This is a genomic window from Mumia spirodelae (assembly GCF_050632745.1).
Taxonomy (GTDB): domain Bacteria; phylum Actinomycetota; class Actinomycetes; order Propionibacteriales; family Nocardioidaceae; genus Mumia.
Map to the genome: position 1 here is coordinate 682,178 of NZ_JBODSD010000002.1, position 22,570 is coordinate 704,747.

Consider the following 22,570-nt stretch of genomic DNA (forward strand, 5'->3'; position numbering starts at 1 on the left):
GTCACAACGCCTTCGCCGGCACGAGCTGGAAGTAGAGCGCGCTCATGACGAAGTTGGCCATGAAGAGGAGCAGGAAGGTGATGACGACCGACTCCATGACGGCCTGACCGACGCCCTGGGGACCGCCGTCGGCGTGCATCCCCTTGTAGGCGGCGACGATGGCAGCGATGAAGCCGAACACCAGCGCCTTGGCCATGCCCTGGTAGACGTCGGCCGTCTGCGCGAGCGCCGTGAACGACGCGAGGTAGGCACCCGGGGTGCCGTCCTGCAGCATCACGTTGAAGAAGTAGCCGCCGAGCACGCCGACCACGCTCACGAGCCCGTTGAGGAAGACGGCGACCAGCATGCAGGCGAGGACGCGCGGCACGACGAGGCGCTGGATCGGGTCGATGCCGAGCACCATCATCGCGTCGAGCTCTTCGCGGATCTTGCGGGCGCCGAGGTCGGCGGCGATCGCCGAGCCACCCGCTCCGGCGACCATCAGCGCCGTCGCGATCGGACCAGCCTCGCGCACCACCGCCAGCACGGCGGCCGAGCCCGCGAAGGACTGCGCCCCGAACTGCTGGATCAGGCTGCCCGACTGCAGCGCGATGACCGCACCGAACGGGATCGCGACCAGCGCGGTCGGGATGATCGTCACCGACGCGATGAACCACGCCTGCTGGATGAACTCACGGACCTGGAACGGACGCCGGAAGACGCCCACCACGACGTCGGCACCGAAGGCGAAGAGCTTGCCTGCGGTCGCGAGCGGTGCGGTGACGACGGTCGCGGCACTCACGCCGCACCGCCGGACCGGACCGGCTGGGGTGGGGGAACCGAGCCGAGCGACACGGCATCGTCGAGGAACGATCCGGGCGGCGGCGTCACGCCGTTGGCGGCGCACCACGCCCCCGGAGGCGCCTGCGTCGGGCGAGGACGCCCGTCGCTCGGCAGCAGCTGGAGCGGGATCGGCGGGAGCGGCGGCAGGGTGCTGTGGTCCTCCATCGCCAGCTCGTCGGCGTCCTTCTCCTCGCTCATGCCGATCGGGCCGACCGTCTGGGCGTTGAGGAACTGGCGCACGGCCGGCTCCTCGCTGGACAGCAGCATCTCGCGCGGACCGAACATCGCCAGGTGGCGGTGGAAGAGCAGCCCGATGTTGTCCGGCACCGTGCGGGCGGTGTTGATGTCGTGGGTGACGATCAGGAACGTCGCCTCGATCTGGGCGTTGAGGTCGACGATCAGCTGGTTGATGAAGGCCGTGCGGACCGGGTCGAGGCCCGAGTCCGGCTCGTCGAAGAGGACGATCTCGGGCTCCAGCACGAGCGCGCGGGCGAGTCCTGCGCGCTTGCGCATCCCTCCGGAGATCTCGCCGGGAAGCTTGTCCTCCGCGCCGACGAGACCGACCATCGACATCTTCTCCATGACGATCTCGCGGATCTCGGTCTCCGACTTGCGGGTGTGCTCGCGCAGCGGGAACGCGACGTTGTCGAACAGGGTCATCGAGCCGAACATGGCCCCGTCCTGGAACAGGACGCCGAACAGCTTGCGGATGTCGTACAGGTCCCGCTCGCTGCAGGTGGCGATGTCGGTGCCCTCGATGAGGATGTGACCCTCGTCGGGCTTGAGCAGGCCGATGAGCGCCTTCAAGAAGACGGACTTGCCGGTGCCGGACGGTCCGAGCATGACGCTGATCTGCCCGGCGGGCAGGGTCAGCGAGACGTCACGCCAGATCGTCTGCTTGCCGAAGGACTTCGTCAGACCTTCGACGCGTACCTCGACTCCCATGGAGGGACTCCTTCGGGGGGACGGGCTCCTCGACCGGCGAGGGGCCACAAAGGACCAGCAGGCTTCGTCAGGCCTTGGCGCGACGACGCGTGCGGACGGCGAGGGCGATGCGACCCGCGGCGGCGACGCCGAGGAGGGCGATCAGGCCCACGCCGACCGGCGAGCCCGTCGCCGGGAGCGCCGTGGTCGTGTACGGGGCGACGTCCGAGTCGTCGTCATCGTCGTCGTCCCCGCTGCCGCCCGACCCGGAGCCGCCGGAGCCGTCGGTCGCGTTCGCGGTCGGCGGGTCGATCACCGGCGGGTCCTCCCCGCCCGTGCTGCCGCCGCCGCCGTTGTTGCTGCCGCCCCCGCCCGGTGTCCCGCCGGCCGTCGGCAGGGGGCACTCGGACTCCTCGCAGCCGTCGCCCACCGGGATCGTGCCGATGACGCGGGCGTCCGCGGTGTCCTTGTTGCGCTCGCAGGTGAGCTCTGTCTCGCTGATCGCGCCGAGAACCGGCGGGTCGAGCTTGGCCTGGAGGGTGAACGTCTTGGGCATCTGGACGTAGATCAGCCCGCTCGACCCCTCCGGCAGGTCGGGGACGACGACCTCGTCGACGGTGCCCGCCGCGGGGATCAGGAGCTGGCCCGACGCCGGCACGGCGACCATCGGCGAGCTCAGGCCGCGAACCTGCGGCTCCAGGGTGCCGACGACCTCGCCGCCCGGGGCCACACCCTGCAGCAGGACGGTCGACGTCGCCGCACCACCGACCTTCGTGACCTCCATGACGTCACGGATCCGGTCCACGAGCTTCGCAGGCAGGATCAGGTCGAGCTCGGCCGCGGTCTGCGCGATCGTCTCGCCGGGCTGCACGGAGTCGGGCAGCGTCGTGCGCGCGTTGACGAGGAACTGCTGCGGGCCGCCCAGCGAGGTGTTGATGATCGCGTTGTCCGACTCGCAGGTGTAGCCCACCTGGTTGATCTCGGCGGACTGCTCTGCGGCCGCCACCGGGGCCAGGACGAGCATCCCCCCAGAGACCAGTCCTGCGGTGGCTACGAGGCCGAGTCCTCGACGTGCTGCGGCGGCGCTGACGCGCATCCGGTTCTCCCTCCCAAGCGAACCTGATGGTCTCCCGGCGGCGCACTTGCTACTGCCAGGTAATAACCGTGACTGTAACCAGAAGTTGCACTGTGACACAACCCACAGGTGGGGCAATTCGGTCACAACACGGTCACACGCACGGTGACCCTTCTCACAGGCACGGCTGGACGACGGTACTCCCCTCCCGTACGCCGGCTGCGGGGCGGGTCGGAAATCGTCCGGAGACGCGCGAACGGGCGCCCACCCTGCTGGGTGGACGCCCGTTCGTCGAGCGTGGAGGACAGCTGCCTCCGGTGCCTCGAGAGAGGCGGACTACCTCACGAGGAGGTTGACGTCACTTGAGGGTGACGGTGGCGCCGGCAGCCTCGAGGGACTCCTTGGCCTTGTCCGCGGCCTCCTTGTTGACACCCTCGAGGATCGGCTTGGGAGCGCCCTCGACGAGGTCCTTGGCCTCCTTGAGACCGAGGCTCGTGAGCGCACGGACCTCCTTGATGACCTGGATCTTCTTGTCGCCGGCCGACTCGAGGACGACGTCGAACTCGTCCTTCTCCTCGGCAGCGCCGGCGTCACCGGCAGCGCCGCCGGCGGCCGGGGCCGCGGCGACCGCGACCGGAGCGGCAGCGGTGACGTCGAAGGTCTCCTCGAACTGCTTCACGAACTCGCTGAGCTCAAGAAGGGTCATCTCCTTGAAAGCGTCGAGCAGGTCCTCGGTGCTGAGCTTCGCCATGGTTGGCGTCCTTCCTGTTGGGGACCCCGAGGGGGGGTCGGATACGTGATCGGGCCCTAGCCCTCGGAGCCCTCGGCCGCGGCCGGGGCTTCTTCGGTCTCGGCGGGAGCCGAGGTCGCGGGAGTCTCCTGCTCGACCTTGGTCTGCAGGGCACCCACAGCACGCGCCGCCTGGGCGAGCGGTGCCTGGAACAGAGCGGCGGCCTTCGAGAGGTTCGCCTTCATGCCGCCGGCGAGCTTGGCGAGGAGGACCTCGCGCGACTCGAGGTCGGCAAGCTTGGTGATCTCGGCAGCGTCGAGCGACTTCCCCTCGAGGAAGCCACCCTTGATGACGAGCTTGTCGTTCGCCTTGGCGAAGTCACGCAGACCCTTGGCGACCTCGACCGGATCGCCCTTGATGAAGGCGATGGCGGTCGGGCCGTTGAGGAGGTCGTCGACGCCGTCGACGCCGGCCTCGCGAGCCGCGATCTTGGTCAGCGTGTTCTTGGCCACGGCGTAGTTGACGTTCTCACCGAGCGAGCGCCGCAGGTCCTGCAGCTGCTTCACGGTGAGACCGCGGTACTCGGTCAGCACAGCGCCGTTCGAGCTGCGGAACTCGTCCGTCAGCTCGGCAACCGCTGCGGCCTTGTCCGGTCGCGCCATGGTTCTCCTTCGTGTCGTGCTCGCCGTGCGACGAGCACCTGGTTCGTACGAAGGCCACCGGCGCATCCGGCCCGGAAAACGACGAACGCCCCGGCGCAGGGCACGGGGCGTGTCGCACGGTTGAGTGCGAGAAACTCTGTGAACCTGCGCGGGCCGCCCGCAATCGCGGGACCTTCGATCCGTGACACTCCCTTGCGGGGCTGTCGCGGACGACCGGCGGTCTTCGGCGTCGTCCAGCGTACGTGACCGACCCGCGCAGATCCAAATCGTCGGGATGCGGGCCCGTCAGGGGGTCGGGAGGCCGTCCATCATCGAGGAGCCGTCGACCACGTCCGCTGCCGGCGGAGCCTGCACGTCGACGTCCTCGCCCCACTTGGTGAACGTCATCTCCATCGGCGTCGCGGCGAGGTCGACGACGATCTTGCGCGGGAGCTGGTCCGGACCGACCCAGTACTGGTACGTGATCTGGTCCGGGATCTGCGCGGCGGCGCCGCCCTCCATCCCGGCGATCTTGCTGGTGTCGAGGACGGCGTCGTAGCGCCGGGCCTCGACACCGTCGATGGTCGCGGTCTCGCCGGTGTCCTTCAGCGAGCTCATCGCGTCCTCGAGGTTCTTGATGCTCTGGGAGGGGTCCATCGACTCCCGCATCTGCTCGAAGGAGGCACCCGCGGCACCCGCCGCCTCGTCGAGGTCGATCGACATCCACTTGCCGTCGGGCATCCCCGGCGCCTTCATGTAGATCACGCCGTCGACCATGATCATGTCGACCGACTGACCGGCGACGTCCATCGTCATGTGCATGGCGCCCTTGGTGGGGTCGCTGTCGGTCTTGACGTCGGCCTCGGCCTTCACGTTCTGGCCCGCGACGTTCATCGTCAAGGTCATGTGCGCCGTCTGCGCCTTCAGCTGCGCACCGGAGACCACCGACGCGAAGTTCTCCGAGGTGAGGACCGTCGCGCCCTCGTCGCCTCCGCCGCCGCTCGTCGTCGAGCCTGAGGAGGAGGAGGAGGAGGTGCTGCCACCGTCGTCCCCTGCCACGTCCGCGCTGCTCCCGCAGCCGGCGGTCAGGGCGAGGGCGAGGGCCGCCAGGGCGGTCGTCAGGGTTCGCGTGCGCATGCCTCCACGCTACCCCGTCGACCGACCACTCCGAACCGTGTATCCCCTGCCCGCGGTGCCGCCCCGCGGCGCCGCCCCTCAACGCACAGGCGCCGCCTCCCTCAGGGAGACGGCGCCTGGCGTCGTTCAGCTCACGCGTACGGGACGCGTGGACGTCACTCCTCCTCGGAGGCGACGTTGCGGGTGCGGTTCGGGTCGACCGGGACACCCGGGCCCATCGTCGTGGAGACGGTGACCTTCTTGAGGTAGCGGCCCTTCGAGCTCGACGGCTTGAGACGCAGGATCTCCTCGAGCGCGGCGGCGTAGTTCTCGGCCAGCGCAGCGGCGCTGAACGAGGCCTTGCCGATCACGAAGTGGAGGTTCGCGTGACGGTCGATGCGGAACTCGATCTTGCCGCCCTTGATGTCCGAGACGGCCTTGGCGACGTCGGGCGTCACGGTGCCGGTCTTCGGGTTGGGCATCAGGTTGCGGGGGCCGAGCACGCGACCCAGGCGACCCACCTTGCCCATCATGTCCGGCGTCGCGACGACGGCGTCGAAGTCGAGCCAGCCGCCCTGGATCTTCTCGACCAGGTCGTCGGCGCCCACGTAGTCGGCGCCCGCCTCGCGAGCGGCGTCGGCGTTCGGACCGGTCGCGAACACGAGGACGCGAGCGGTCTTGCCGGTGCCGTTGGGGAGGTTGACGGTGCCGCGGACCATCTGGTCGGCCTTGCGGGGGTCGACGCCGAGGCGCATGGACACGTCGACGGTCGAGTCGAAGTTCTTCGACCCCGACTCCTTGACGAGCGTCATCGCCTGGAGGGGGGCGTACAGCGCGTCCTTGTCGATCTTCTTGGCGGCGTTGTCGTACGCCTTGCTGTGCTGAGGCATTCTGGTTCTTCTCTCTCTACCAGTCGTGGTCGTCGGGCCCAGCTGGCCCTGCCACAGTTCGGTCGGTCGGGACGACGAGGTCAGTCGACGGTGACGCCCATGGAACGGGCGGTGCCGGCGATGATCTCCATCGCGGCGTCGATGTCGTTCGCGTTCAGGTCGGGCAGCTTGGTCTGGGCGATCTCGCGGACCTGGTCCTTGCTGATCGAGCCGACCTTGTCCGTGTGCGGGACGGACGAGCCCTTCTGGAGGCCGGCGGCCTTCTTGATCATCTCCGCAGCCGGCGGCGTCTTGGTGATGAAGGTGAACGACCGGTCCTCGTAGATCGTGATCTCGACCGGGACGATGTTGCCACGCATGGACTCCGTCGCGGCGTTGTACGCCTTGCAGAACTCCATGATGTTGACGCCGTGCGGACCGAGGGCGGTACCGACCGGCGGGGCCGGCGTGGCGGCACCGGCCTGCAGCTGCACCTTGACGAGGGCAGCGATCTTCTTCTTCGGAGGCATATCTCTTTTCCTTATCGTGGTCACGGTGGGCCTGCCTCGGCCCTCCCACTGGTGGTGCTCGGAAGCACCCGTTCGAGCGTACCGGGTGCTCAGACCCGCTGGATCTGCGCGAAGCTCAGCTCGACCGGGGTCTCCCGACCGAAGATCTCGACGAGCGCCCGCACACGCTGGGCGTCGACGTTGATCTCGGTGATCGTGGCGTGCAGGGTCGCGAACGGCCCGTCCACGACCATGACCGAGTCGCCGACCGCGAAGTCGGTGAACTCGACCTTCGGCGCCTGCGACTGCGCCGCCGCCGATGCCGCTGCCGGCTGCTCGACCGCGACCTGCGCCTCGACGGCGGGAGCGAGCATGCTCTCCACCTCGGCGAGGGTCAGCGGGACGGGCTGGTGGGCGTTGCCCACGAAGCCGGTGACCGACGGCGTGTTGCGCACCGTCGACCAGGACTCGTCGGTGAGGTCCATGCGGACCAGGACGTAGCCGGGAAGCACGGTGCGCTTGACGAGCTTGCGCTGACCGTTCTTGATCTCGGCGACCTCCTCGGTCGGCACGACGACCTCGAAGATGTAGTCCTCCATGTGCATGGAGGTGGTCCGGTTCTCGAGGTTCGACTTCACCCTGTTCTCCATGCCGGAGTAGGTGTGGACGACGTACCAGTCACCGAACTGGTTGTGCAGCTTCTCGCGGAACTCTGCCAGCGGGTCGGACTCCGCGGCGACGGCCTCGAGGGCGTCCTCGACGACACCGGCGGCGTCGGCGATGTCCTGCGCCTCCTCGACGACCTCCTCGGCCTCGTCCTCGATCTCGGCCTCGACCTCAGCGGCGTCCTCGGCCGCGGCAGCGGCGGCCTCGTCGTCGGAGGCGGCAGCGGCGACCAGCGCCTCGGCCTCCGGATCGACGGTCTCGCCGCGCTGGATCGCGGCGTCGGCGGCGAGCGCCTCGGTCACGTCCTCGCCGTCGCCCAGGTAGGCCCCGTCGGTGGTCGTCTCCGCGATCTGGTCCTCGGTCTCGGGGTCGGTCGACGCCTCGCCCTCGAACTCCGCCTCAGCGGCCTCGGACGCGCTGGGGACGTCGGGCTCGCCCTCGTCCTCGCCACGCACCTCGTACGCCTCGAAGGTCTGGGGCACGTCGGCCTCGGTGGCATCGGCGGCGGCGTCGATGCCGTCCTCGAACTCCTGCGCCTCGAGCTCGTTCTCGTCGAAGTCGAGCGGCGCGCGGTCGTCCTCGCCGATGAGGTCGCGGAGCTCGTCGCCCTCGTTCTCGTCGTACGGCTGGGTCACAGCGCCTCTTTCCTCGTCTCTTCTCGGCCCTTGGATCTCACGGCCCAGGGCCTCCTCGACCCGTGGGTCAGGCGAAGACCCAGAACATCAGCTTGCCGAAGCCGTAGTCCAGGCCCGCCACGATGGCCATCATGACGAGCACGAAGAAGAGCACGACCACGAAGTAGTTGGCGACCTGCGAGCGGGTCGGCCAGACGACCTTGCGGAGCTCCGCGACGACCTGGCGGTAGAAGGTCACCGGAGACGTGCGGCCGGAGCGTGTGCCCTCGGTCGACGCACTCGACGTCTCACTCATGTGACCGTTCCCTTCGATCGTGGTGCCCGTCATCGGTCCGCCGTCGGGACGGACCGGGCTTGTGTTGCAGGGCAGGAGGGACTTGAACCCCCAACCTTCGGTTTTGGAGACCGATGCTCTGCCAGTTGAGCTACTGCCCTTCGATGATCGCTCCCGCCGCGGCGCCGTGCACCTCTGGAACAGTCCGGAGGGCATGACGACACAGTGGAAACTTCCACCGGTCGTCAAGTGTACGGGGTGGCCCGGCGCGGAGTCGAACCGGCTGGCACGATGACCGCATGGCCGTAGCCGACCGGACCCGCGACGGGCGGGACTGAGCCCGTGACACGCTCCCTCGACCGCCTCCCCAAGGCCCATCTCCACCTCCACTTCACCGGGTCCATGCGCCACCGGACACTGGTCGAGCTCGCCGAGCGCGACGGCGTACGCCTGCCTCCCGCGCTGGTCGAGGAGTGGCCGCCGCGGCTGCGCGCGACCGACGAGAAGGGCTGGTTCCGCTTCCAGCGGCTGTACGACACGGCGCGCTCGGTGCTGCGGACCCCCGACGACGTCCGACGGCTCGTCCACGAGGTCGCGGAGGACGACGCGGCCGACGGCTCGGTGTGGACCGAGATCCAGGTCGACCCGTCCGGGTACGCAGCGCTCTTCGGCGGCATCACCGCGTTCACCGACCTCGTCCTCGCCTGCGTCGAGCAGGCCAGCGCGGCGTACGGCATCGGGATGGCCGTCGTCATCGCCTCCAACCGCACCCGCCACCCGCTGGACGCGCGCACGCTGGCCCGGCTGGCGGCGCAGTACGAGGGCCGGGGCGTGGTCGGCTTCGGGCTCTCGAACGACGAGCGACGTGGCGACACGGCAGCGTTCGCCCCCGCGTTCGCCATCGCGCGGCGCGCCGGACTGCACAGCATGCCCCACGGCGGCGAGCTGCGCGGGGCCGCCAGCGTGGCCGCCGTGCTCGACCACCTCCACCCCGACCGGATCGGGCACGGGGTGCGCTGCGTGGAGGACCCCGCCGTCCTCGCAGCCGTCGCCGCGGCCGGGATCACGCTCGAGGTGTGCCCGTCGTCGAACGTCGCGCTCGGCGTCTACGACACCTTCGAGGAGGTGCCGGTCCGGACGCTGATGGAGGCCGGCGTGGGCGTCGCGCTCGGCGCGGACGACCCGCTGCTGTTCGGGGCGCGGCTCGCGGGCCAGTACGCCGCGCTGCGCGCCGCGCAGGACTTCAGCGACGAGGAGCTCGCCGAGCTGGCACGCATGTCGCTGCGCGGCTCGTACGCCCCCGACGCGCTGCGCGACGATGCGCTCGCGGCGATCGACGCCTGGCTCGCCGCGACGCCGGACTGACGGCCGCCAGCGCGCGACTCAGCGACGGTCGCGACAACGCAGCGCCGCCGGGATGCGTCGCCGAGTAGGGCGATGCGTCGCCGAGTAGGGACGCCGTGGGTTATCCACAGGCGCTCCCGCAGGTGTCAGCGCTGTTGGGCCAGGGTTGTCCGCCATGGAACGACTCGAGAAGGTGGCCCGCCGGAACCGCGGGTACGCCACGCGCCGCCAGGCCAAGGACCTCGGCTACGGCTCCAACGACCTCGCACGCCAGGTCGCGGACGGAGGGTGGGTCAAGCTGCGGCGCGGGGTCTACGCTCCTGCCTCGACGCAGGCAGCAGCGTCACCGCGTGAGCAGCAGCTCGTCGTGATCCGCAGCGTCCTGGCTGCCCTGGGACCGGAGTACGCCGCGAGCCACGACTCCGCGCTGGTGGTGCACGGCGTCATGCTCGACGACCTCGACACCGACGTGGTCCACGTCGCCCGTGTCGGTGGGACGACGAGTCGGCGGCGCAACGGGATCCACCGGCACCGCGACGCGCTCGGTGCCGCCGACGTCGTGGTCGTCGACGAGATCCGTGTCGTTCGAGCGCCGAGGGCGACCGCGCAGGTGATGTGCACGTCGTCGCTCGACGACGCCGCGATCGTGGCGTGGGCCTGGCTCGCCAGTCGCCGGAGCGCAGCCCTGCTCGGCGGGATGCCGGAGGAGTTCTCGCAGGAGGCTGCGAAGGCAGAGCTACGCGAGGTCCTTGTCGGCTTCGGCAAGCGCCCCGGGACGAGGGACGCCAAGGACGCCGTCGAGATCACCGACGCACGGTGCGACAGTCCGGCCGAGGTCCGGGTGCTCGTCCTGTGCTGGCGGTTCGACATCCCGCGACCCGAACCCCAGTACGTCATCGCCCTGCCGGGCGGACGGCACGCTGAGGCCGACTTCGGGTGGCCGTCGGTTCGCCACGTCCTCGAGTTCGACGGGGCGATGAAGTACGAGGACGACCCCGCGCAGGGCATGACCGCGCGGGACAAGATCCTCGCCGAGAAGCGCCGCGAGCGGGAGATCCGCGACCTCGGCTACGGCGTCACGCGCCTGACGTGGGCCGATCTGACGGAGGCGAACCAGGCTCGGACGGCCGCACGGATCAAGCGGGACCTCGCGCGGTCGGCACGGACCTTCGGCACTCGGTGAGCTCTGGCGAGGTCCGGCACGCCCGCACTCAGCGACGGCTGGGACTACTCGGCGGCGGCGGGGGGCGTCGCCGAGTTGGTCGGAGCGTCGCTGAGTGGGTGAGTACGGCGTGGGCGGCCGTACGGCGGTGGCAGGGGTGGCCGTCAGAGCGCGGCGCCGACCAGGACCGGCTCGTTCTCCAGCCGCACCCCGAACTTCGCCTCGACGCCGTCACGGATCTCGCGCGCGAGGGCCAGCAGCTCGTAGCCGGTGGCCCCGCCGCGGTTGGTGAGGGCCAGGCTGTGCTTGCTCGAGACCCGGGCGGCGGTGGTGCCGTAGCCCTTGCCGTAGCCCGCGTGCTCGATCAGCCACGCGGCGCTGGTCTTGACCCGCCCGTCGGGCTGGGCGAAGCGCGGGGCGTCCGCGGGCAGCGAGGCGGCCGCGTCGGCAGGGAGGATCGGGTTGGTGAAGAACGACCCGGCGCTCCAGGTGTCGTGGTCGTCCGGGTCGAGCACCATGCCCTTGCCGGCCCGCAGCGCGAGCACGGCCTCGCGGACGTCGGACGACGGGACCCGCTCCCCCACCTCGATGCCGAGGGTGCGCGCCAGCTCGGCGTACCGGACGGGGGCGCCGAGGGACCCCAGCCGCAGCTGGAACGTCACCTCGAGGACGACGTGGCGTCCGGGCTCCTGCTTGAAGCGGCTGGTGCGGTAGCCGAAGCCGCAGTCGTCGGCGCTGTAGGTGACGATGCGCTGCGTGACCCGGTCGTAGGTCTGGACCCGGGCGATGGTCTGCGAGACCTCCTGCCCGTAGGCGCCGACGTTCTGGATCGGCGTCGCGCCGACCCGGCCGGGGATGCCGGAGAGCGCCTCGACGCCCGTCCACTCCTGCGCGACGGCGTGCGCCACGAAGTCGTCCCAGACCTCGCCGGCCGCGACGGTCAGGGTCGCCCCGCTGCAGGACGAGACGTCGGCCACGAGCCCCTGGGTCCGGACGACGACGACGGTCCCGTCGAACCCCTCGTCGGCGACGACCACGTTGCTGCCGCCGCCGAGCAGCAGGAGGGGCTCGCCGGCGTCGTCGAGCTCGCGCACGGTGTCGACGAGGTCCTCGACGCTGTCCACCTCGACGATGTCGCGCGCCGGCCCGCCGATCCGCAGCGTGGTCAGCGGGGCGAGGACGTTCAGGTCACGCATCGAGGGAGCTCCCAACATGACACCGGGGTCCGCGCCGAGACGGCGGGACCCCAGTGGAGTGTGTGACGCGAAGCGAGGTCAGCGGGTCTCGCGGTGGACCGTGTGACGACGCTCGTGCGGGCAGAACTTCTTGAGCTCGAGACGATCGGGGTCGTTGCGGCGGTTCTTCTTGGTGATGTAGTTGCGCCGCTTGCACTCGGTGCACGCCAAGGTGACCTTGGGGCGGATGTCAGAGCTCTTGCTGGCCACGAGTCTGCCTCTTCTTCGCTGGAACTGCTTCTGTCGTCTTTGTAGCGGGGGCGGGACTCGAACCCGCGACACCACGATTATGAGCCGTGTGCTCTAACCACCTGAGCTACCCCGCCATACGTCCGCCCGCACCCTGCCGGTGCTGTGCTGATGACAGAGGCGGAGGGAGCGGGTGAGACTCAGAGCCCCTTTACGGAATCGAACCGTAGACCTTCTCCTTACCATGGAGACGCTCTGCCGACTGAGCTAAAGGGGCGATCGGCGAACCGAGAAGTAAAGATACATGGCGCGCCGCGGGAACCGAAATCCGGGGTCCCCTCGATGACCTGCGTCACGCTCACGCGCCCGCGGAGCCGGGCCGCGCGGCCGTGATCGCGTCGACCAGAGCGGCGATCGCGGCATCGAAGCGGCTCGGCGACGCAGCCCCGTACCCGACCACGACGGCCGGTGCTCGCGCACCGGCGCTGCCGCGGACGGCGGCGCCCGCAGCGTAGTGCGCGAGCCCCTCGACCCGTACGCCGCGCAGGCGGGCCTGGGCGACCACCGCGTCCTCGTCCGCACCGTCGGCGAGGGCGACGACGACCTGCAGCCCGGCCGAGAGGCCGACCAGCGCGCACCCGGGAGCACCGGCACGCAGGGCGGCATCGAGGGCCTCCCTGCGGCGGCGGTAGTGCTGGCGCAGCCGGCGGACGTTGCGGTCGTACCCGTAGTCGCGGAGGAGCTGGGCGAGCGTCAGCTCGTGGACGGCGGCCGGGCGCCGCCCCTCGTCCGACCGCAGCGCCCTCACCTCCGCGACGGCGCCGGCCGGGACGGCGGCCCACCCGAGCGCGACAGCCGGCGCGAGCGCCTTGCTCGCCGTCCCGACGTAGGCGACGTGGTCCGGCGCCAGCGCCTGCAGCGCGCCGATCGCCCGACGGTCGTAGCGGAACTCACCGTCGTAGTCGTCCTCGACGACCAGCGCCTCCGTTCTCTCGGCCCACCGGGTGAGCGCGACGCGCCGGCGCGCCGACAGCGGGACCCCGGTGGGGAACTGGTGCGCCGCCGTCACCAGCACGCCTGCGACGTCGAGCCGCGCCAAGGCCTCGACGTCGATGCCCTCGCCATCGACCGGCACGGCGACGACCTCCAGCCCCGCGGCCGCGACGATCCGTCTGTGCGCCTCGTGGCCGTACTCCTCGACCGCGAACCGCCGTGCGCCGCGCGCGGCGAGGACCCGGCACAGCATCCCGAGAAGGTCGCCGAAGCCGTTCCCGACGACGAGGCGGTCGGCGTCGGTCCGCACCCCGCGCGCACGCCCGAGGTAGTCCGCGAGCGCCTCGCGCAGCGCCCTCGTGCCCTGGACGTCGGTGTAGCCGAGGTCTGTGTCCGGAGCCGCCTCGAGCGCGCGGCCGACGGCCGCAGCCCACTCCGCTCGCGGGAAGGTGGAGGCGTCCGGGATGCCCGCGCGGAGGTCCAGGGACGGTGCCGGCACCGGCGGTGCGGGGCTCGGGGCAGGGCCGCCCCCGACCCGCTCGCCCACCCACGTCCCGGCGCCGGCGCGGGCCTCGAGCCACCCCTCGGCCACCAGCAGGCCGTACGCGTCGGCGACGCTGTTGCGGGCGATGCCGAGGTCCTGGGCGAGCCGGCGGGACGCGGGCAGCCGCGTGCCCGGTCGCAGCCGTCCGTCGACGACCGCCTCGCGGATCGCCTGCGCGAGCGACCGGGTCGGCCGCGTCGGCGACAGCCGGACGTGCAGGTCGAGATCGCCGATGGCCCAGGTTCGCACCCTCTGATTGGACCATGAACCTGCGCCATGGGATCCGTAGCGTCGAGGCATGACCTCGACCGAGACCCTCCCCCTCATCCCCGTCCGCCTCGACTTCGACGGACTCGTCCCCGCGTTCTCCCGCGCCGTCACCGCCCTCGACGACGCCGCGACGGCCGAGCTCGACCGTGCCGGCATCCCGGCCGGCCTGCGCGAGCTCGTGCGCCTGCGCGCCTCTCAGATCAACGGCTGCGCGTACTGCGTGGACCTGCACAGCCGCGCCGCGGGCGAGGCCGGCGTTCCCGCGCAGCTCGTGCACGCGGTCGCCATCTGGCCCGACTCCGGCCTCTTCACAGCCGCGGAGCGGGCCGCGCTCGCGCTGACCGAGTCCGTGACCCGCCTGTCGGAGACGCACGTGCCCGACGAGGTCGTGGCCGAGGCGACGGCGGCGTGGGGCGAGGAAGGGACCGCGGCGCTCCTGGCACTCCTCGTCAGCATCAACGCCTGGAACGCCATCGGCGTCACGGCGCGGTGCTGGCCGGTACGACGGAAGGGCTGAGCCTTCCTGGGGGCGGCGGACACAATGGGCACATGGCCCTCCGACGTGCGGCTGCCGTGCTCGCCGCGGCAGCGTTCCTGGCCGCGTGCAGCGGCGGGGGCGGCGCCGCGACGTCCGAGCGGACGGGCACCCCGTCGCCCGCCCCCACCAGCGACGCCGCGACGACCGGCCCGACCGTCCCCGGCGCCGACTGGGAGCGCACCGACGCAGGCGCGGCCGGGTTCGACGCGGCCGCGCTCCGCGCCCTCGACCGCCGCCTGGACCGCCAGGGGTCGTCGTGCTTCGTGGTCACGCGCGACGGCGAGGTCGTCCACGAGGCGTACTTCGGCGGCAGCGACGAGGAGGCGATGGGCGCGGCGTTCTCGGTGACGAAGTCGTTCACCTCGGTGCTCGTCGGGATCGCCGCCGACGAAGGGCTGCTCGACCTCGACGACCGGGCCTCCGACTACATCCCGGCGTGGAAGGGCACCGCCGCCGCGACGATCACCGTCCGGGACCTCCTCGCGAACGTCTCGGGCCGGCACTGGGACTTCAGCACGGACTACCAGCAGATGGCGATCGCGGCCCGCGACAAGACCGCGTACGCGATCGGCCTGCCGCAGGACGCCCGTCCGGGGACCGTCTGGCGCTACAACAACGCCGCCATCCAGACCCTCGACGAGGTCCTGACGAAGGCGACCGGGACGACGCCGCGGGAGTACGCCCGGACCCGGCTGCTGGAGCCGCTGCAGATGTCGCGCACGTACTGGGGAGAGGATCCGTCCGGCAACACCACGACGTTCTCCGGCGTCAACGCCTCCTGCCTCGACCTTGCGCGCCTCGGCCTGCTGATGTTGCGGGGCGGGAGCTGGGGCGGGGACCAGGTGGTCTCGGCGGACTACGTCGCGCAGGCCGTCGGGAGGTCTTCGTCGCGGCTCAACGCGGCGTACGGGCTGCTCTGGTGGGTCAACCGCAAGGGCCCGGTCCTCGGGGCTCTCGCGGCCACCGGCGGGAACACCGCCGACACCGGGACCGGCGGCGTACGACGTCTCGCTCCGGGCGTCCCGGCCGACGCCTTCTGGGCGCTCGGGCTCGGCAAGCAGATCGTGGCCGTCGTCCCGTCCGAGGGCCTCGTCGCGGTACGGATGGGGTCGGCGCCGCAGGACCCGGACGCCCTGTCGCCCGGCGACTTCACCACGGACGTCCTCGCCACGCTGCGCTGACCGGTGCCGGAACGAGACGAGCCCGGCCCCTCGCGGGACCGGGCTCGTGACGTGGCAGGTAGAGGATTCGAACCTCTGTAGGCTGTGCCGGCTGATTTACAGTCAGCTCCCTTTGGCCGCTCGGGCAACCTGCCGGGGGGTCGTTACTCTGTCCGAGCAACAGCACGACTTTAGCGCAGCACTCCAGCCCGCCCGAAACCGGGTTCGGGTCCCGACCGAGAGGATCATCATGGCCGCCGACTCGTCGTTCGACATCGTGAGCAAGCTCGACCACGCGGAGATCGACAACGCCATCAACCAGGCGGCGCGCGAGATCTCGACGCGGTACGACTTCAAGAACACCGGCGCGTCGATCGAGAAGAGCGGCCCGACCGGCCTGGTCATCAAGGCCAACGCCGACGAGCGGGCGCTCGCCGTCCTCGACGTGCTCAAGGAGAAGCTCGTCAAGCGCGGCGTCTCGCTGAAGACCCTCGAGTCGAGCGACCCCAAGCAGTCCGGCAAGGAGTCGGTGATCAACGGCACCTTCTCCGAGGGCATCACCCAGGAGCAGGCCAAGAAGGTGTCCAAGCTCATCCGCGACGAGGGCCCCAAGGGCGTCAAGGTCCAGGTCCAGGGCGAGGAGCTGCGGGTCACGAGCAAGAAGCGCGACGACCTCCAGGCCGTGATCGCGCTGGTGAAGGGCGCCGACCTCGACTTCGCGGTTCAGTTCGTCAACTACCGCTGAGACGGCGGCGCGGCACGCCTCGCGGCCGACCGGGGCGTGCCGGCCCTCGCCTCGAGCGCGCCTCGGCCGGCGAGCTGGTCGGCGCGCTCGTTGCCCGGGTCGCCGGCGTGCCCCTTCACCCAGTGCCACCGCACCTCGTGGCGCGCGGCGGCCTCGTCCAGGCGGCGCCACAGGTCCTCGTTCTTGACCGGCTGCTTGGCGGAGGTGCGCCACCCGTTGGCCTTCCACTTCGTGACCCAGGACAGGATCCCGTTGCGGACGTAGCTGCTGTCGGTGTGCAGGTCCACGACGACCGGTCGGGTGAGCGCCTCGAGGGCCTGGATGGCCGCCATCAGCTCCATCCGATTGTTGGTCGTGGCCGGGTCTCCGCCGTGGAGCTCGGCGACGTGCTCGCCGTAGCGCAGCACCGCGCCCCATCCGCCCGGACCCGGGTTGCCCAGGCAGGCGCCGTCGGTGTGGATGGTCACGATCGGGTCGTCGGGCACACCAGGAACCCTAGTCGCGCCGACCCCTCTGCCGGCGCCGGGTCGGTCAGGGCAGCGGACCCAGCAGGAGCGTCGGGTAGACCGACGTCGCGACGAGCACGACCAGGCCCGCGACGACCACCGCGTACGCGATCGCGGCGCCTCGCCCGCTGCGCGTCGCGGCGCTGCGGGTGGCCGCTCCGGTGGCCTCCGCCTCCGCCTCGGGGGCCCGGGCCGCGGGGGCGAACGCCACGACGACGAGGCGCAGGTAGTACACGAGCCCGAGCGCCACGTTGACCGCCATGACCGCGGCCAGCCAGCCGTACCCGCCGGTGACGACCGGCTGCAGCACGACGTACTTCGCGATCAGGCCGATGACCGCAGGCGGGAACCCGGCGAGCGCGAGCAGGCCCATCAGGAGCGCGACACCGACGAGCGGGTCGCGTCGGGCGACACCCGCGTAGTGCGCGTACGAGGTGCCGCCGAACCGGCGTACGCCGACGGCGGCGACGGCGAAGACGGTCAGGTTCGCGATCGCGTACACCGCGAGGTAGCGCAGCGGGGCGGTCAGGACGTCCTCCGTACGGACGGCGACGGCCACCAGCGGCGCCAGGACGAAGCCGCTCTGGGCGATCGACGACCAGGCCAGCATGCCGACGACGTCGCGCTGCGCGAGCGCACCCAGGTTGCCGACCGTCATCGTCAGTGCGGCGACGACCGCGACGAAGAGGTCCCACCGCGACTGCAGTGCCACGAACGGGTACGCCAGCACCACAAGGAGGGCGGCGAGCGCGCCTCCCTTCGAGACCACCGAGAGGAACGCCGCCACCGGGACCGACGCCCCCCGGTAGGCGTCGGGGATCCACAGGTGGAACGGCACCGCGCCGAGCTTGAACACCAGGCCGATCAGGACGAGGACCACGACGGCGGTCACGACGCGCACCGGCGCCCGCTCGGCCTGCAGGCCCACGAGGACGCCTTCGTAGGTGAGCGTGCCCGTGAGCCCGTACAGCAGCGAGAGGCCCATGAGGGTGACGGCCGTGGCGGTCGCGGAGGCGAGGAAGAAGGTCCATGCCGAAGACACGGCCGCGGGCTGGTCGCGACGCATCGCGACCAGGGCGATCGAGGGCAGCGACAGCAGCTCCAGGGCGACAGCGAGCGTCACGAAGTCGCTCGCGGCCGCGAGGGTCAGCGCCCCCGCGGTGGCCGACAGCATGAGGAAGACCGACTCCCCCGCCGGCATCCGCGCGTCGTCCTCGAGCACCTGCGCGAGCAGCACGACGGCCAGCGCGGACAGCAGGATCACCCAGGAGAAGCCGGCGACGACCGGGCCGGTGGACCCGGAGTCGGCGAGCCACGCGCCGGCCGCGACCAACGACGCGACCGCGATGGTCCCGCTGCGGCGCCAGCCCCCGGCGGGCCAGAACGCGTCGACGACCAGGGCGGCGATGGCTCCGACCGCGACCAGCAGCGGGACCCCGGCCGACGACCAGTCGACCACGTCGGAGACGTTCATCGGGTGCCTCCCAGGATCGCCGGGATGCTCGGCTCGACCACGCCCATGACGATGCCGGGCGCCAGCCCGAGCAGGAGCACGGCGACCACGAGGACCGCGGCGATGCCGCGCTCGGAGCCGTCGAGGTCGAGGTCGTGCTCGTGCGGCGTCGGCACGCCCTGGAGCGTGCGGCGGATCATCCGCAGGAAGTAGGCGGACGTGAGCAGCACACCGATCAGCGCCGCGACGAGCAGCACGGCGGCGAGCGCCGGCACGAGCCCCGCGTCCACGGCGCCGGCAGACGCCTCGTACGTCCCGCGCAGCGCCATCATCTCGCCCCAGAACCCGGCGAGACCGGGGAGCCCCAGGCTCGCGAAGGAGGCGAAGGCGAGCACGACCGCCAACGCCGGCATCCGCGCGTACAGGCCGCGCCCGAGGACCGCGACCTCCGCCGTGCCGAACCGGCGCTTGAGCGAGCCCGCGTTGAAGAACAGCAGCCCCGTGACCACGCCGTGCGCGACGCTCGCGAACACCGCTGCGGCGACGCCGATGTCGGTGAGCGTCGCGATGCCGAGGACGACGAAGCCCATGTGGCCGACGCTCGAGTAGGCGATCAGGCGTTTGAGGTCGGTCTGGCGCAGGCACGCGAGCGCCGCGACGACGATGCCGATCACGCCGAGCGCACCCAGCCAGGGCGCCAGCTCGCGGGCCGGGTCGGGAAGGACCGAGACCAGGACGCGGAGGAGCCCGTACGTCCCGAGCTTGAGGAAGACGGCCGCCAGCAGGACCGATCCCACGGTGGGCGCCTTCGCGTGCGCGTCCGGCAGCCAGAGGTGGAGCGGCCAGACCGGCGTCTTCACCGCCAGCCCGACGGCGATCATGCAGGCGGCGAAGAGGGGCCAGCCACCGGTCAGCGCGTCGCCCCGCTCGGCCAGCTCCGGGATCTGCAGCGTGCCGGTCAGCGCCCACACGGTGACGAAGCCGACGAGCATGAACGCCGAGCCGACGACCGTGTAGAGGAGGAACCGTGTCGCGGCCGTCCGCCGTCCGACCGGGTCGTGCGGGTCGCCCCAGCGGGCGATCACGAACCACATCGGGATGAGCGCCAGCTCGAAGAACACGAAGAACAGCAGCAGGTCGAGCGCGGCGAAGACGCCGACCGCCGCGGTCAGCACCACCATCACCAGCCCGACCAGGCCAGGCGTCGCGTTGTCGCCCTTCGGCGGGTCGTCGACGAGCGCCCAGCACACCAGCGCCGAGAGCAGCGCGGTCATGAGGAGCAGCGGGAAGGAGATGCCGTCCATCCCGAGGTGCAGGTGCACCCCGAGCGACCGGACCCACACGACGTCGATCTCCGCGACGTACCCGCCGCCGTCGCCGTCGTCGGCGATCCACGTGACCAGCAGCAGCGCCGCGACCAGCAGCGACGTCGTCACACCGATGCGCGCCGCGACCCGGTCGGTGACCAGGCTGCGCGCCACGACGAGCAGGAGCGCCGCGACGGCCGGCAGGGCCAGCGCGACCAGGAGGCCGTTCACCGGACCACCACCAGGACGGTCCCGAGGAGCACGCCGACGGCGAGCACGGTGACGTACGTCTGGGCGTTGCCCGTCTGCGCCCGCGCCAGTCCGCGGGAGACGGCGAGGCTCACCCAGGCGGCCGCACGCGGGTAGAAGCCGATCACGTCGCGGTCGGTCGCCACCACGACGTCACCCGCCTCCCGCGCGGCCACGGCGGCACCGTCGTACGCGAGGTCCCAGCCGAGCTCGCGGGTGAACGCCGGGCGGGCGGGCCCGAGCAGGTCGGCCGGGTCACGGCCCGCCGCGGTGGTCCTCCAGGCGAGCCAGCCGGCCGCGACCACGATCGCGGTCGTGACCAGGCCCATGAGCAGGTCGAACGGCATGAAGACGCTCAGCAGCACCGTCGCCGCCGCGAGGACCGCGAGGGGGCCGACCATGAGCGGCGGGGCCTCGTGGACCGCGACCGAGGCGCGGACCGGGGCGCCCTCCCCCACGAACGCCATGAACCAGGCACGGAAGGCGTACACGACCGTCACCGCGGCGGTCACGAGCCCGACCACCAGGACCACGACCGCGACCACGGGCGCGACCGGCGCGTCGTGGCCGATCGCGTGCCACGCCGCCTCGAGCACGGCGTCCTTGCTGAAGAACCCCACGGTCGGCACGACGCCTGCGAGCGCGGCGAACCCGATGGTCCCGGTGACGAAGGTCCACGGCATGGCCGCGCGCAGGCCGCCCATGTCGCGCAGCGCCGTCGAGCCGATCGCGTGCGCCACGGAGCCGGCGACCAGGAACAGCAACGCCTTGAACGCCCCGTGGGAGACCAGGTGCTCGATCCCGGCGTCATAGCCGCCGACCGACAGCGCCGCGAACATGTACGCGAGCTGGCTCACCGTCGACCAGGCAAGCACCCGCTTGAGGTCGCCGGAGGTCAGCGCGAGCAGGGCGGCGAGCAGCATGGTCACGCACGCGATCGCCGCGAGCACCGTCATCGTCACGGCCGACTCCGCCAGGACCGGGTAGAGCCGGGCGACGAGGAACACGCCGGCCGCCACCATGGTCGCGGCGTGGATCAGGGCGCTGATCGGGGTCGGACCGGGCATCGCGTCCGCCAGCCAGGTGTGCAGCGGGAACTGGGCCGACTTGCCGACCACGGCGACGACGATGAGCAGCCCGATCGCGGTGAGGCCCTCCGGCGCGTCCGGCGAGGCCATCGCGGTCAACACCTCGCTGATCTCGTACGTCCCGAACGTCTGCCCGATCGCGAAGATGCCGACCAGCAGGCCCAGGTCGCCGATGCGGGTCAGCAGGAACGCCTTCACGGCACCGGCGCGGGCGGGGGCGAGCTCCCAGTGGTGGCTGATCAGCAGGTACGAGCAGAGGCCCATGACCTCCCACCCGACCAGCAGCATCCACAGGTTGTCGGCGACGACGACCGTCGCCATGGCGACGAGGAAGAGCTGGATGATCGTCGTGTAGGAGCGGTAGCGGGCGTCGCCGGCGAGGTAGGCGACGGAGTAGGTCTGCACCATGAGCCCGACCACGGCGGCGAGCAGCAGCATCACCGCGCTCAGGTGGTCGACGTAGAACGTCAGCGAGACACCCAGCAGGTCGCCGCCGTCGACCAGCGTCGTGACCCTGCCGGCCGGCTCGCCGTACGGGCCCGTGTCGTCGCCGAGCCTCGGGAACGCGACGATCGCCGCGCACAGCGCCAGGACCGCGGTGATGCCGACGGCCGACGTCGAGTAGCGGCGGCTCACAGCTCGTCACCTCCCTCGGCGAGCAGCGTCGTCGGCGCCTCCTGGGCGTCGACGTCGGCGTTGCCCACCGTCCGGAAGAGCGCGAGGACGATCGCCAGTCCCAGCCCGATCTCCGCCGCGGCGAGCGCGATCACGAAGAGGGTCAGGGACTGCCCCGTGTGCAGCGTGTCGGCCCACCAGGTGTCGAACGCGACCAGGTTGAGGCTGACCGCGTTGAGCATCAGCTCCACCCCGAGCAGCACCATCACCGCGTGCCGGCGCGCGAGGACGGCGTACAGGCCGAGCCCGAAGAGGCCGCACGAGACCGTGAGGGGGAGCATCAGGGGCATCAGCGCTCACCTCTGCGCGTGAGGACGATCGCGCCGACCAGCGCGGCGAGCAGCACCACCGAGAGCACCTCGAAGGGGAGCACCCAGGTCCGGAAGATCGCACCGCCGAGGCGCTCGGCCGTGCCGATGCGGATCTCGTCCTCGTCGATGACCTCGCCTCCGAAGCCCGCCCACATGACGGCACCGAGGGCGACCGTGACGGCGGCGGCGACCAGCGCCGCGAGCGGCTGGTTGCGCGTCGCCGTCGCCGAGCCCGGTCCGGTGGGCGCCCGCGTGAGCATCAGCGCGAAGAGCAGCAGCACGACGACGGAGCCGATGTAGATGAGCACCTGGACCCACGCGACGAGCTCCGCGGCGAGCAGCACGTACAGCCCGGCCACCGCCCCCAGCGTCAGCACCAGCCACAGGGCGGCGTGGACGATCTGGTCGCTGGTGACCACCAGGAACGCCGACACGAGCGCGACCAGGCCGAGCGCGGCGAACACCACGGTGACGGCCGTCATGCGTCGGGCTCCGGGGGACGCGCCGCCTTCTCCGCCTCTCGTTGGGCAGCCTTCTCCG

At 71.4% G+C, this 22,570-nt stretch carries 24 protein-coding genes and 4 tRNA genes; 5 read left to right on the forward strand and 23 right to left on the reverse strand.

From position 1 onward, the window contains the following. Position 1: 1 nt before the first annotated feature. The 11 genes from ACQSSQ_RS12810 to ACQSSQ_RS12860 all read right to left on the reverse strand — a co-directional run bounded on the left by ACQSSQ_RS12810 (position 2) and on the right by ACQSSQ_RS12860 (position 8,422). Positions 2-781, reverse strand: coding sequence for an MlaE family ABC transporter permease (locus ACQSSQ_RS12810; RefSeq protein ID WP_431327461.1), 780 nt, complete (start codon positions 779-781; stop codon positions 2-4). Then, entirely contained in the window at positions 778-1,767 is a 990-nt protein-coding gene (locus tag ACQSSQ_RS12815) for an ABC transporter ATP-binding protein (RefSeq protein ID WP_431327462.1), read from the reverse strand. Before ACQSSQ_RS12815 ends, ACQSSQ_RS12810 begins: the two co-directional genes overlap by 4 nt. A gap of 67 nt (positions 1,768-1,834) precedes the next feature. Further along, a complete protein-coding gene (locus ACQSSQ_RS12820) occupies positions 1,835-2,842 on the reverse strand; it encodes a DUF6801 domain-containing protein (RefSeq protein WP_431327463.1) in 1,008 nt (335 codons plus the stop codon). Positions 2,843-3,179: 337 nt separating this feature from the next. After that, on the reverse strand, positions 3,180-3,572 hold the full coding sequence (gene rplL, locus ACQSSQ_RS12825) for a 50S ribosomal protein L7/L12 (RefSeq protein ID WP_431327464.1): 393 nt from the start codon (positions 3,570-3,572) through the stop codon (positions 3,180-3,182). A 56-nt stretch (positions 3,573-3,628) separates the two neighbouring features. Continuing rightward, a complete protein-coding gene (gene rplJ, locus ACQSSQ_RS12830; RefSeq protein WP_431327465.1) occupies positions 3,629-4,213 on the reverse strand; it encodes a 50S ribosomal protein L10 in 585 nt (194 codons plus the stop codon). A 285-nt stretch (positions 4,214-4,498) separates the two neighbouring features. Next, positions 4,499-5,329: an SCO4651 family lipoprotein gene (locus ACQSSQ_RS12835; protein ID WP_431327466.1), complete on the reverse strand. Its 831-nt coding sequence runs from the start codon at positions 5,327-5,329 to the stop codon at positions 4,499-4,501. A gap of 155 nt (positions 5,330-5,484) precedes the next feature. Continuing rightward, positions 5,485-6,198 (reverse strand): 50S ribosomal protein L1, encoded by a 714-nt coding sequence (gene rplA, locus ACQSSQ_RS12840; RefSeq protein ID WP_431327467.1) that lies wholly within the window; start codon positions 6,196-6,198, stop codon positions 5,485-5,487. 80 nt (positions 6,199-6,278) lie between these two features. Further along, positions 6,279-6,707: a 50S ribosomal protein L11 gene (rplK, locus tag ACQSSQ_RS12845; protein WP_431327468.1), complete on the reverse strand. Its 429-nt coding sequence runs from the start codon at positions 6,705-6,707 to the stop codon at positions 6,279-6,281. Between the two features lie 89 nt (positions 6,708-6,796). Then, the gene (gene nusG, locus ACQSSQ_RS12850) at positions 6,797-7,702 is read right to left on the reverse strand and encodes a transcription termination/antitermination protein NusG (protein WP_431327999.1); all 906 of its coding nucleotides are present in this window, start codon (positions 7,700-7,702) and stop codon (positions 6,797-6,799) included. Positions 7,703-8,054: 352 nt separating this feature from the next. After that, on the reverse strand, positions 8,055-8,282 hold the full coding sequence (gene secE, locus ACQSSQ_RS12855) for a preprotein translocase subunit SecE (protein WP_431327469.1): 228 nt from the start codon (positions 8,280-8,282) through the stop codon (positions 8,055-8,057). Positions 8,283-8,349: 67 nt separating this feature from the next. Beyond that, positions 8,350-8,422 (reverse strand) — tRNA-Trp (locus ACQSSQ_RS12860). Positions 8,423-8,603: 181 nt separating this feature from the next. Between ACQSSQ_RS12860 and ACQSSQ_RS12865 the strand changes: the two genes are divergently transcribed. Both ACQSSQ_RS12865 and ACQSSQ_RS12870 read left to right on the forward strand, forming a co-directional pair. Then, complete coding sequence (locus tag ACQSSQ_RS12865; RefSeq protein WP_431327470.1) at positions 8,604-9,626, forward strand: adenosine deaminase; 1,023 nt, start codon at positions 8,604-8,606, stop codon at positions 9,624-9,626. 154 nt (positions 9,627-9,780) lie between these two features. Further along, complete coding sequence (locus ACQSSQ_RS12870; RefSeq protein WP_431327471.1) at positions 9,781-10,788, forward strand: type IV toxin-antitoxin system AbiEi family antitoxin domain-containing protein; 1,008 nt, start codon at positions 9,781-9,783, stop codon at positions 10,786-10,788. A 143-nt stretch (positions 10,789-10,931) separates the two neighbouring features. Here the strand turns inward: ACQSSQ_RS12870 and ACQSSQ_RS12875 are convergent, their stop codons facing one another. The 5 genes from ACQSSQ_RS12875 to pdxR form a co-directional block, all read right to left on the reverse strand. Further along, complete coding sequence (locus tag ACQSSQ_RS12875; RefSeq protein ID WP_431327472.1) at positions 10,932-11,963, reverse strand: UDP-N-acetylmuramate dehydrogenase; 1,032 nt, start codon at positions 11,961-11,963, stop codon at positions 10,932-10,934. A gap of 78 nt (positions 11,964-12,041) precedes the next feature. Further along, complete coding sequence (gene rpmG, locus ACQSSQ_RS12880) at positions 12,042-12,212, reverse strand: 50S ribosomal protein L33 (protein WP_431327473.1); 171 nt, start codon at positions 12,210-12,212, stop codon at positions 12,042-12,044. Between the two features lie 42 nt (positions 12,213-12,254). Further along, positions 12,255-12,328 (reverse strand) — tRNA-Met (locus ACQSSQ_RS12885). Between the two features lie 67 nt (positions 12,329-12,395). Next, positions 12,396-12,468: transfer RNA gene (locus tag ACQSSQ_RS12890), tRNA-Thr, on the reverse strand. Positions 12,469-12,549: 81 nt separating this feature from the next. Continuing rightward, a complete protein-coding gene (pdxR, locus tag ACQSSQ_RS12895) occupies positions 12,550-13,977 on the reverse strand; it encodes a MocR-like pyridoxine biosynthesis transcription factor PdxR (RefSeq protein WP_431327474.1) in 1,428 nt (475 codons plus the stop codon). Between the two features lie 49 nt (positions 13,978-14,026). On the opposite strand from pdxR, the gene ACQSSQ_RS12900 reads away from it, so the two are divergent. Together ACQSSQ_RS12900 and ACQSSQ_RS12905 are read left to right on the forward strand one after the other, a co-directional pair. After that, on the forward strand, positions 14,027-14,515 hold the full coding sequence (locus ACQSSQ_RS12900; protein WP_431327475.1) for a carboxymuconolactone decarboxylase family protein: 489 nt from the start codon (positions 14,027-14,029) through the stop codon (positions 14,513-14,515). A gap of 32 nt (positions 14,516-14,547) precedes the next feature. Then, positions 14,548-15,717 (forward strand): serine hydrolase domain-containing protein, encoded by a 1,170-nt coding sequence (locus ACQSSQ_RS12905; protein WP_431327476.1) that lies wholly within the window; start codon positions 14,548-14,550, stop codon positions 15,715-15,717. 52 nt (positions 15,718-15,769) lie between these two features. Here the strand turns inward: ACQSSQ_RS12905 and ACQSSQ_RS12910 are convergent. Next, a tRNA-Tyr gene (locus ACQSSQ_RS12910) sits at positions 15,770-15,851 on the reverse strand. A 95-nt stretch (positions 15,852-15,946) separates the two neighbouring features. Here ACQSSQ_RS12910 and ACQSSQ_RS12915 point away from each other — a divergent pair. Next, complete coding sequence (locus tag ACQSSQ_RS12915) at positions 15,947-16,441, forward strand: YajQ family cyclic di-GMP-binding protein (RefSeq protein WP_431327477.1); 495 nt, start codon at positions 15,947-15,949, stop codon at positions 16,439-16,441. Here ACQSSQ_RS12915 and rnhA read toward each other — a convergent pair. From rnhA to ACQSSQ_RS12945, 6 genes are read right to left on the reverse strand one after another with little or no spacing between them, the layout of a single operon-like run. Next, positions 16,432-16,926: a ribonuclease HI gene (gene rnhA, locus ACQSSQ_RS12920; RefSeq protein WP_431327478.1), complete on the reverse strand. Its 495-nt coding sequence runs from the start codon at positions 16,924-16,926 to the stop codon at positions 16,432-16,434. The genes ACQSSQ_RS12915 and rnhA overlap by 10 nt on opposite strands. A 46-nt stretch (positions 16,927-16,972) precedes the next feature. After that, positions 16,973-18,421, reverse strand: coding sequence for an NADH-quinone oxidoreductase subunit N (locus tag ACQSSQ_RS12925; protein ID WP_431327479.1), 1,449 nt, complete (start codon positions 18,419-18,421; stop codon positions 16,973-16,975). Further along, positions 18,418-19,938 (reverse strand): complex I subunit 4 family protein, encoded by a 1,521-nt coding sequence (locus ACQSSQ_RS12930; RefSeq protein ID WP_431327480.1) that lies wholly within the window; start codon positions 19,936-19,938, stop codon positions 18,418-18,420. Before ACQSSQ_RS12930 ends, ACQSSQ_RS12925 begins: the two co-directional genes overlap by 4 nt. Next, positions 19,935-21,680 (reverse strand): NADH-quinone oxidoreductase subunit 5 family protein, encoded by a 1,746-nt coding sequence (locus ACQSSQ_RS12935; RefSeq protein ID WP_431327481.1) that lies wholly within the window; start codon positions 21,678-21,680, stop codon positions 19,935-19,937. Before ACQSSQ_RS12935 ends, ACQSSQ_RS12930 begins: the two co-directional genes overlap by 4 nt. Beyond that, the gene (nuoK, locus tag ACQSSQ_RS12940) at positions 21,677-22,009 is read right to left on the reverse strand and encodes an NADH-quinone oxidoreductase subunit NuoK (RefSeq protein WP_431327482.1); all 333 of its coding nucleotides are present in this window, start codon (positions 22,007-22,009) and stop codon (positions 21,677-21,679) included. The genes ACQSSQ_RS12935 and nuoK overlap by 4 nt, the downstream gene beginning before the upstream one ends. After that, entirely contained in the window at positions 22,009-22,512 is a 504-nt protein-coding gene (locus ACQSSQ_RS12945) for an NADH-quinone oxidoreductase subunit J family protein (RefSeq protein WP_431327483.1), read from the reverse strand. Before ACQSSQ_RS12945 ends, nuoK begins: the two co-directional genes overlap by 1 nt. Between the last annotated feature and the right edge of the window lie 58 nt (positions 22,513-22,570).

Bases quoted from the DNA above. Each gene is read 5' to 3' on its own strand.
- ACQSSQ_RS12815 (WP_431327462.1), bottom strand. From the start codon at position 1,767: ATGGGAGTCGAGGTACGCGTCGAAGGTCTGACGAAGTCCTTCGGCAAG.
- ACQSSQ_RS12820 (WP_431327463.1), bottom strand. From the start codon at position 2,842: ATGCGCGTCAGCGCCGCCGCAGCACGTCGAGGACTCGGCCTCGTAGCC.
- rplL (WP_431327464.1), bottom strand. From the start codon at position 3,572: ATGGCGAAGCTCAGCACCGAGGACCTGCTCGACGCTTTCAAGGAGATG.
- rplJ (WP_431327465.1), bottom strand. From the start codon at position 4,213: ATGGCGCGACCGGACAAGGCCGCAGCGGTTGCCGAGCTGACGGACGAG.
- ACQSSQ_RS12835 (WP_431327466.1), bottom strand. From the start codon at position 5,329: ATGCGCACGCGAACCCTGACGACCGCCCTGGCGGCCCTCGCCCTCGCC.
- rplA (WP_431327467.1), bottom strand. From the start codon at position 6,198: ATGCCTCAGCACAGCAAGGCGTACGACAACGCCGCCAAGAAGATCGAC.
- rplK (WP_431327468.1), bottom strand. From the start codon at position 6,707: ATGCCTCCGAAGAAGAAGATCGCTGCCCTCGTCAAGGTGCAGCTGCAG.
- secE (WP_431327469.1), bottom strand. From the start codon at position 8,282: ATGAGTGAGACGTCGAGTGCGTCGACCGAGGGCACACGCTCCGGCCGC.
- ACQSSQ_RS12870 (WP_431327471.1), top strand. From the start codon at position 9,781: ATGGAACGACTCGAGAAGGTGGCCCGCCGGAACCGCGGGTACGCCACG.
- ACQSSQ_RS12875 (WP_431327472.1), bottom strand. From the start codon at position 11,963: ATGCGTGACCTGAACGTCCTCGCCCCGCTGACCACGCTGCGGATCGGC.
- ACQSSQ_RS12900 (WP_431327475.1), top strand. From the start codon at position 14,027: ATGACCTCGACCGAGACCCTCCCCCTCATCCCCGTCCGCCTCGACTTC.
- ACQSSQ_RS12905 (WP_431327476.1), top strand. From the start codon at position 14,548: ATGGCCCTCCGACGTGCGGCTGCCGTGCTCGCCGCGGCAGCGTTCCTG.
- ACQSSQ_RS12915 (WP_431327477.1), top strand. From the start codon at position 15,947: ATGGCCGCCGACTCGTCGTTCGACATCGTGAGCAAGCTCGACCACGCG.
- ACQSSQ_RS12925 (WP_431327479.1), bottom strand. From the start codon at position 18,421: ATGAACGTCTCCGACGTGGTCGACTGGTCGTCGGCCGGGGTCCCGCTG.
- nuoK (WP_431327482.1), bottom strand. From the start codon at position 22,009: ATGCCCCTGATGCTCCCCCTCACGGTCTCGTGCGGCCTCTTCGGGCTC.
- ACQSSQ_RS12945 (WP_431327483.1), bottom strand. From the start codon at position 22,512: ATGACGGCCGTCACCGTGGTGTTCGCCGCGCTCGGCCTGGTCGCGCTC.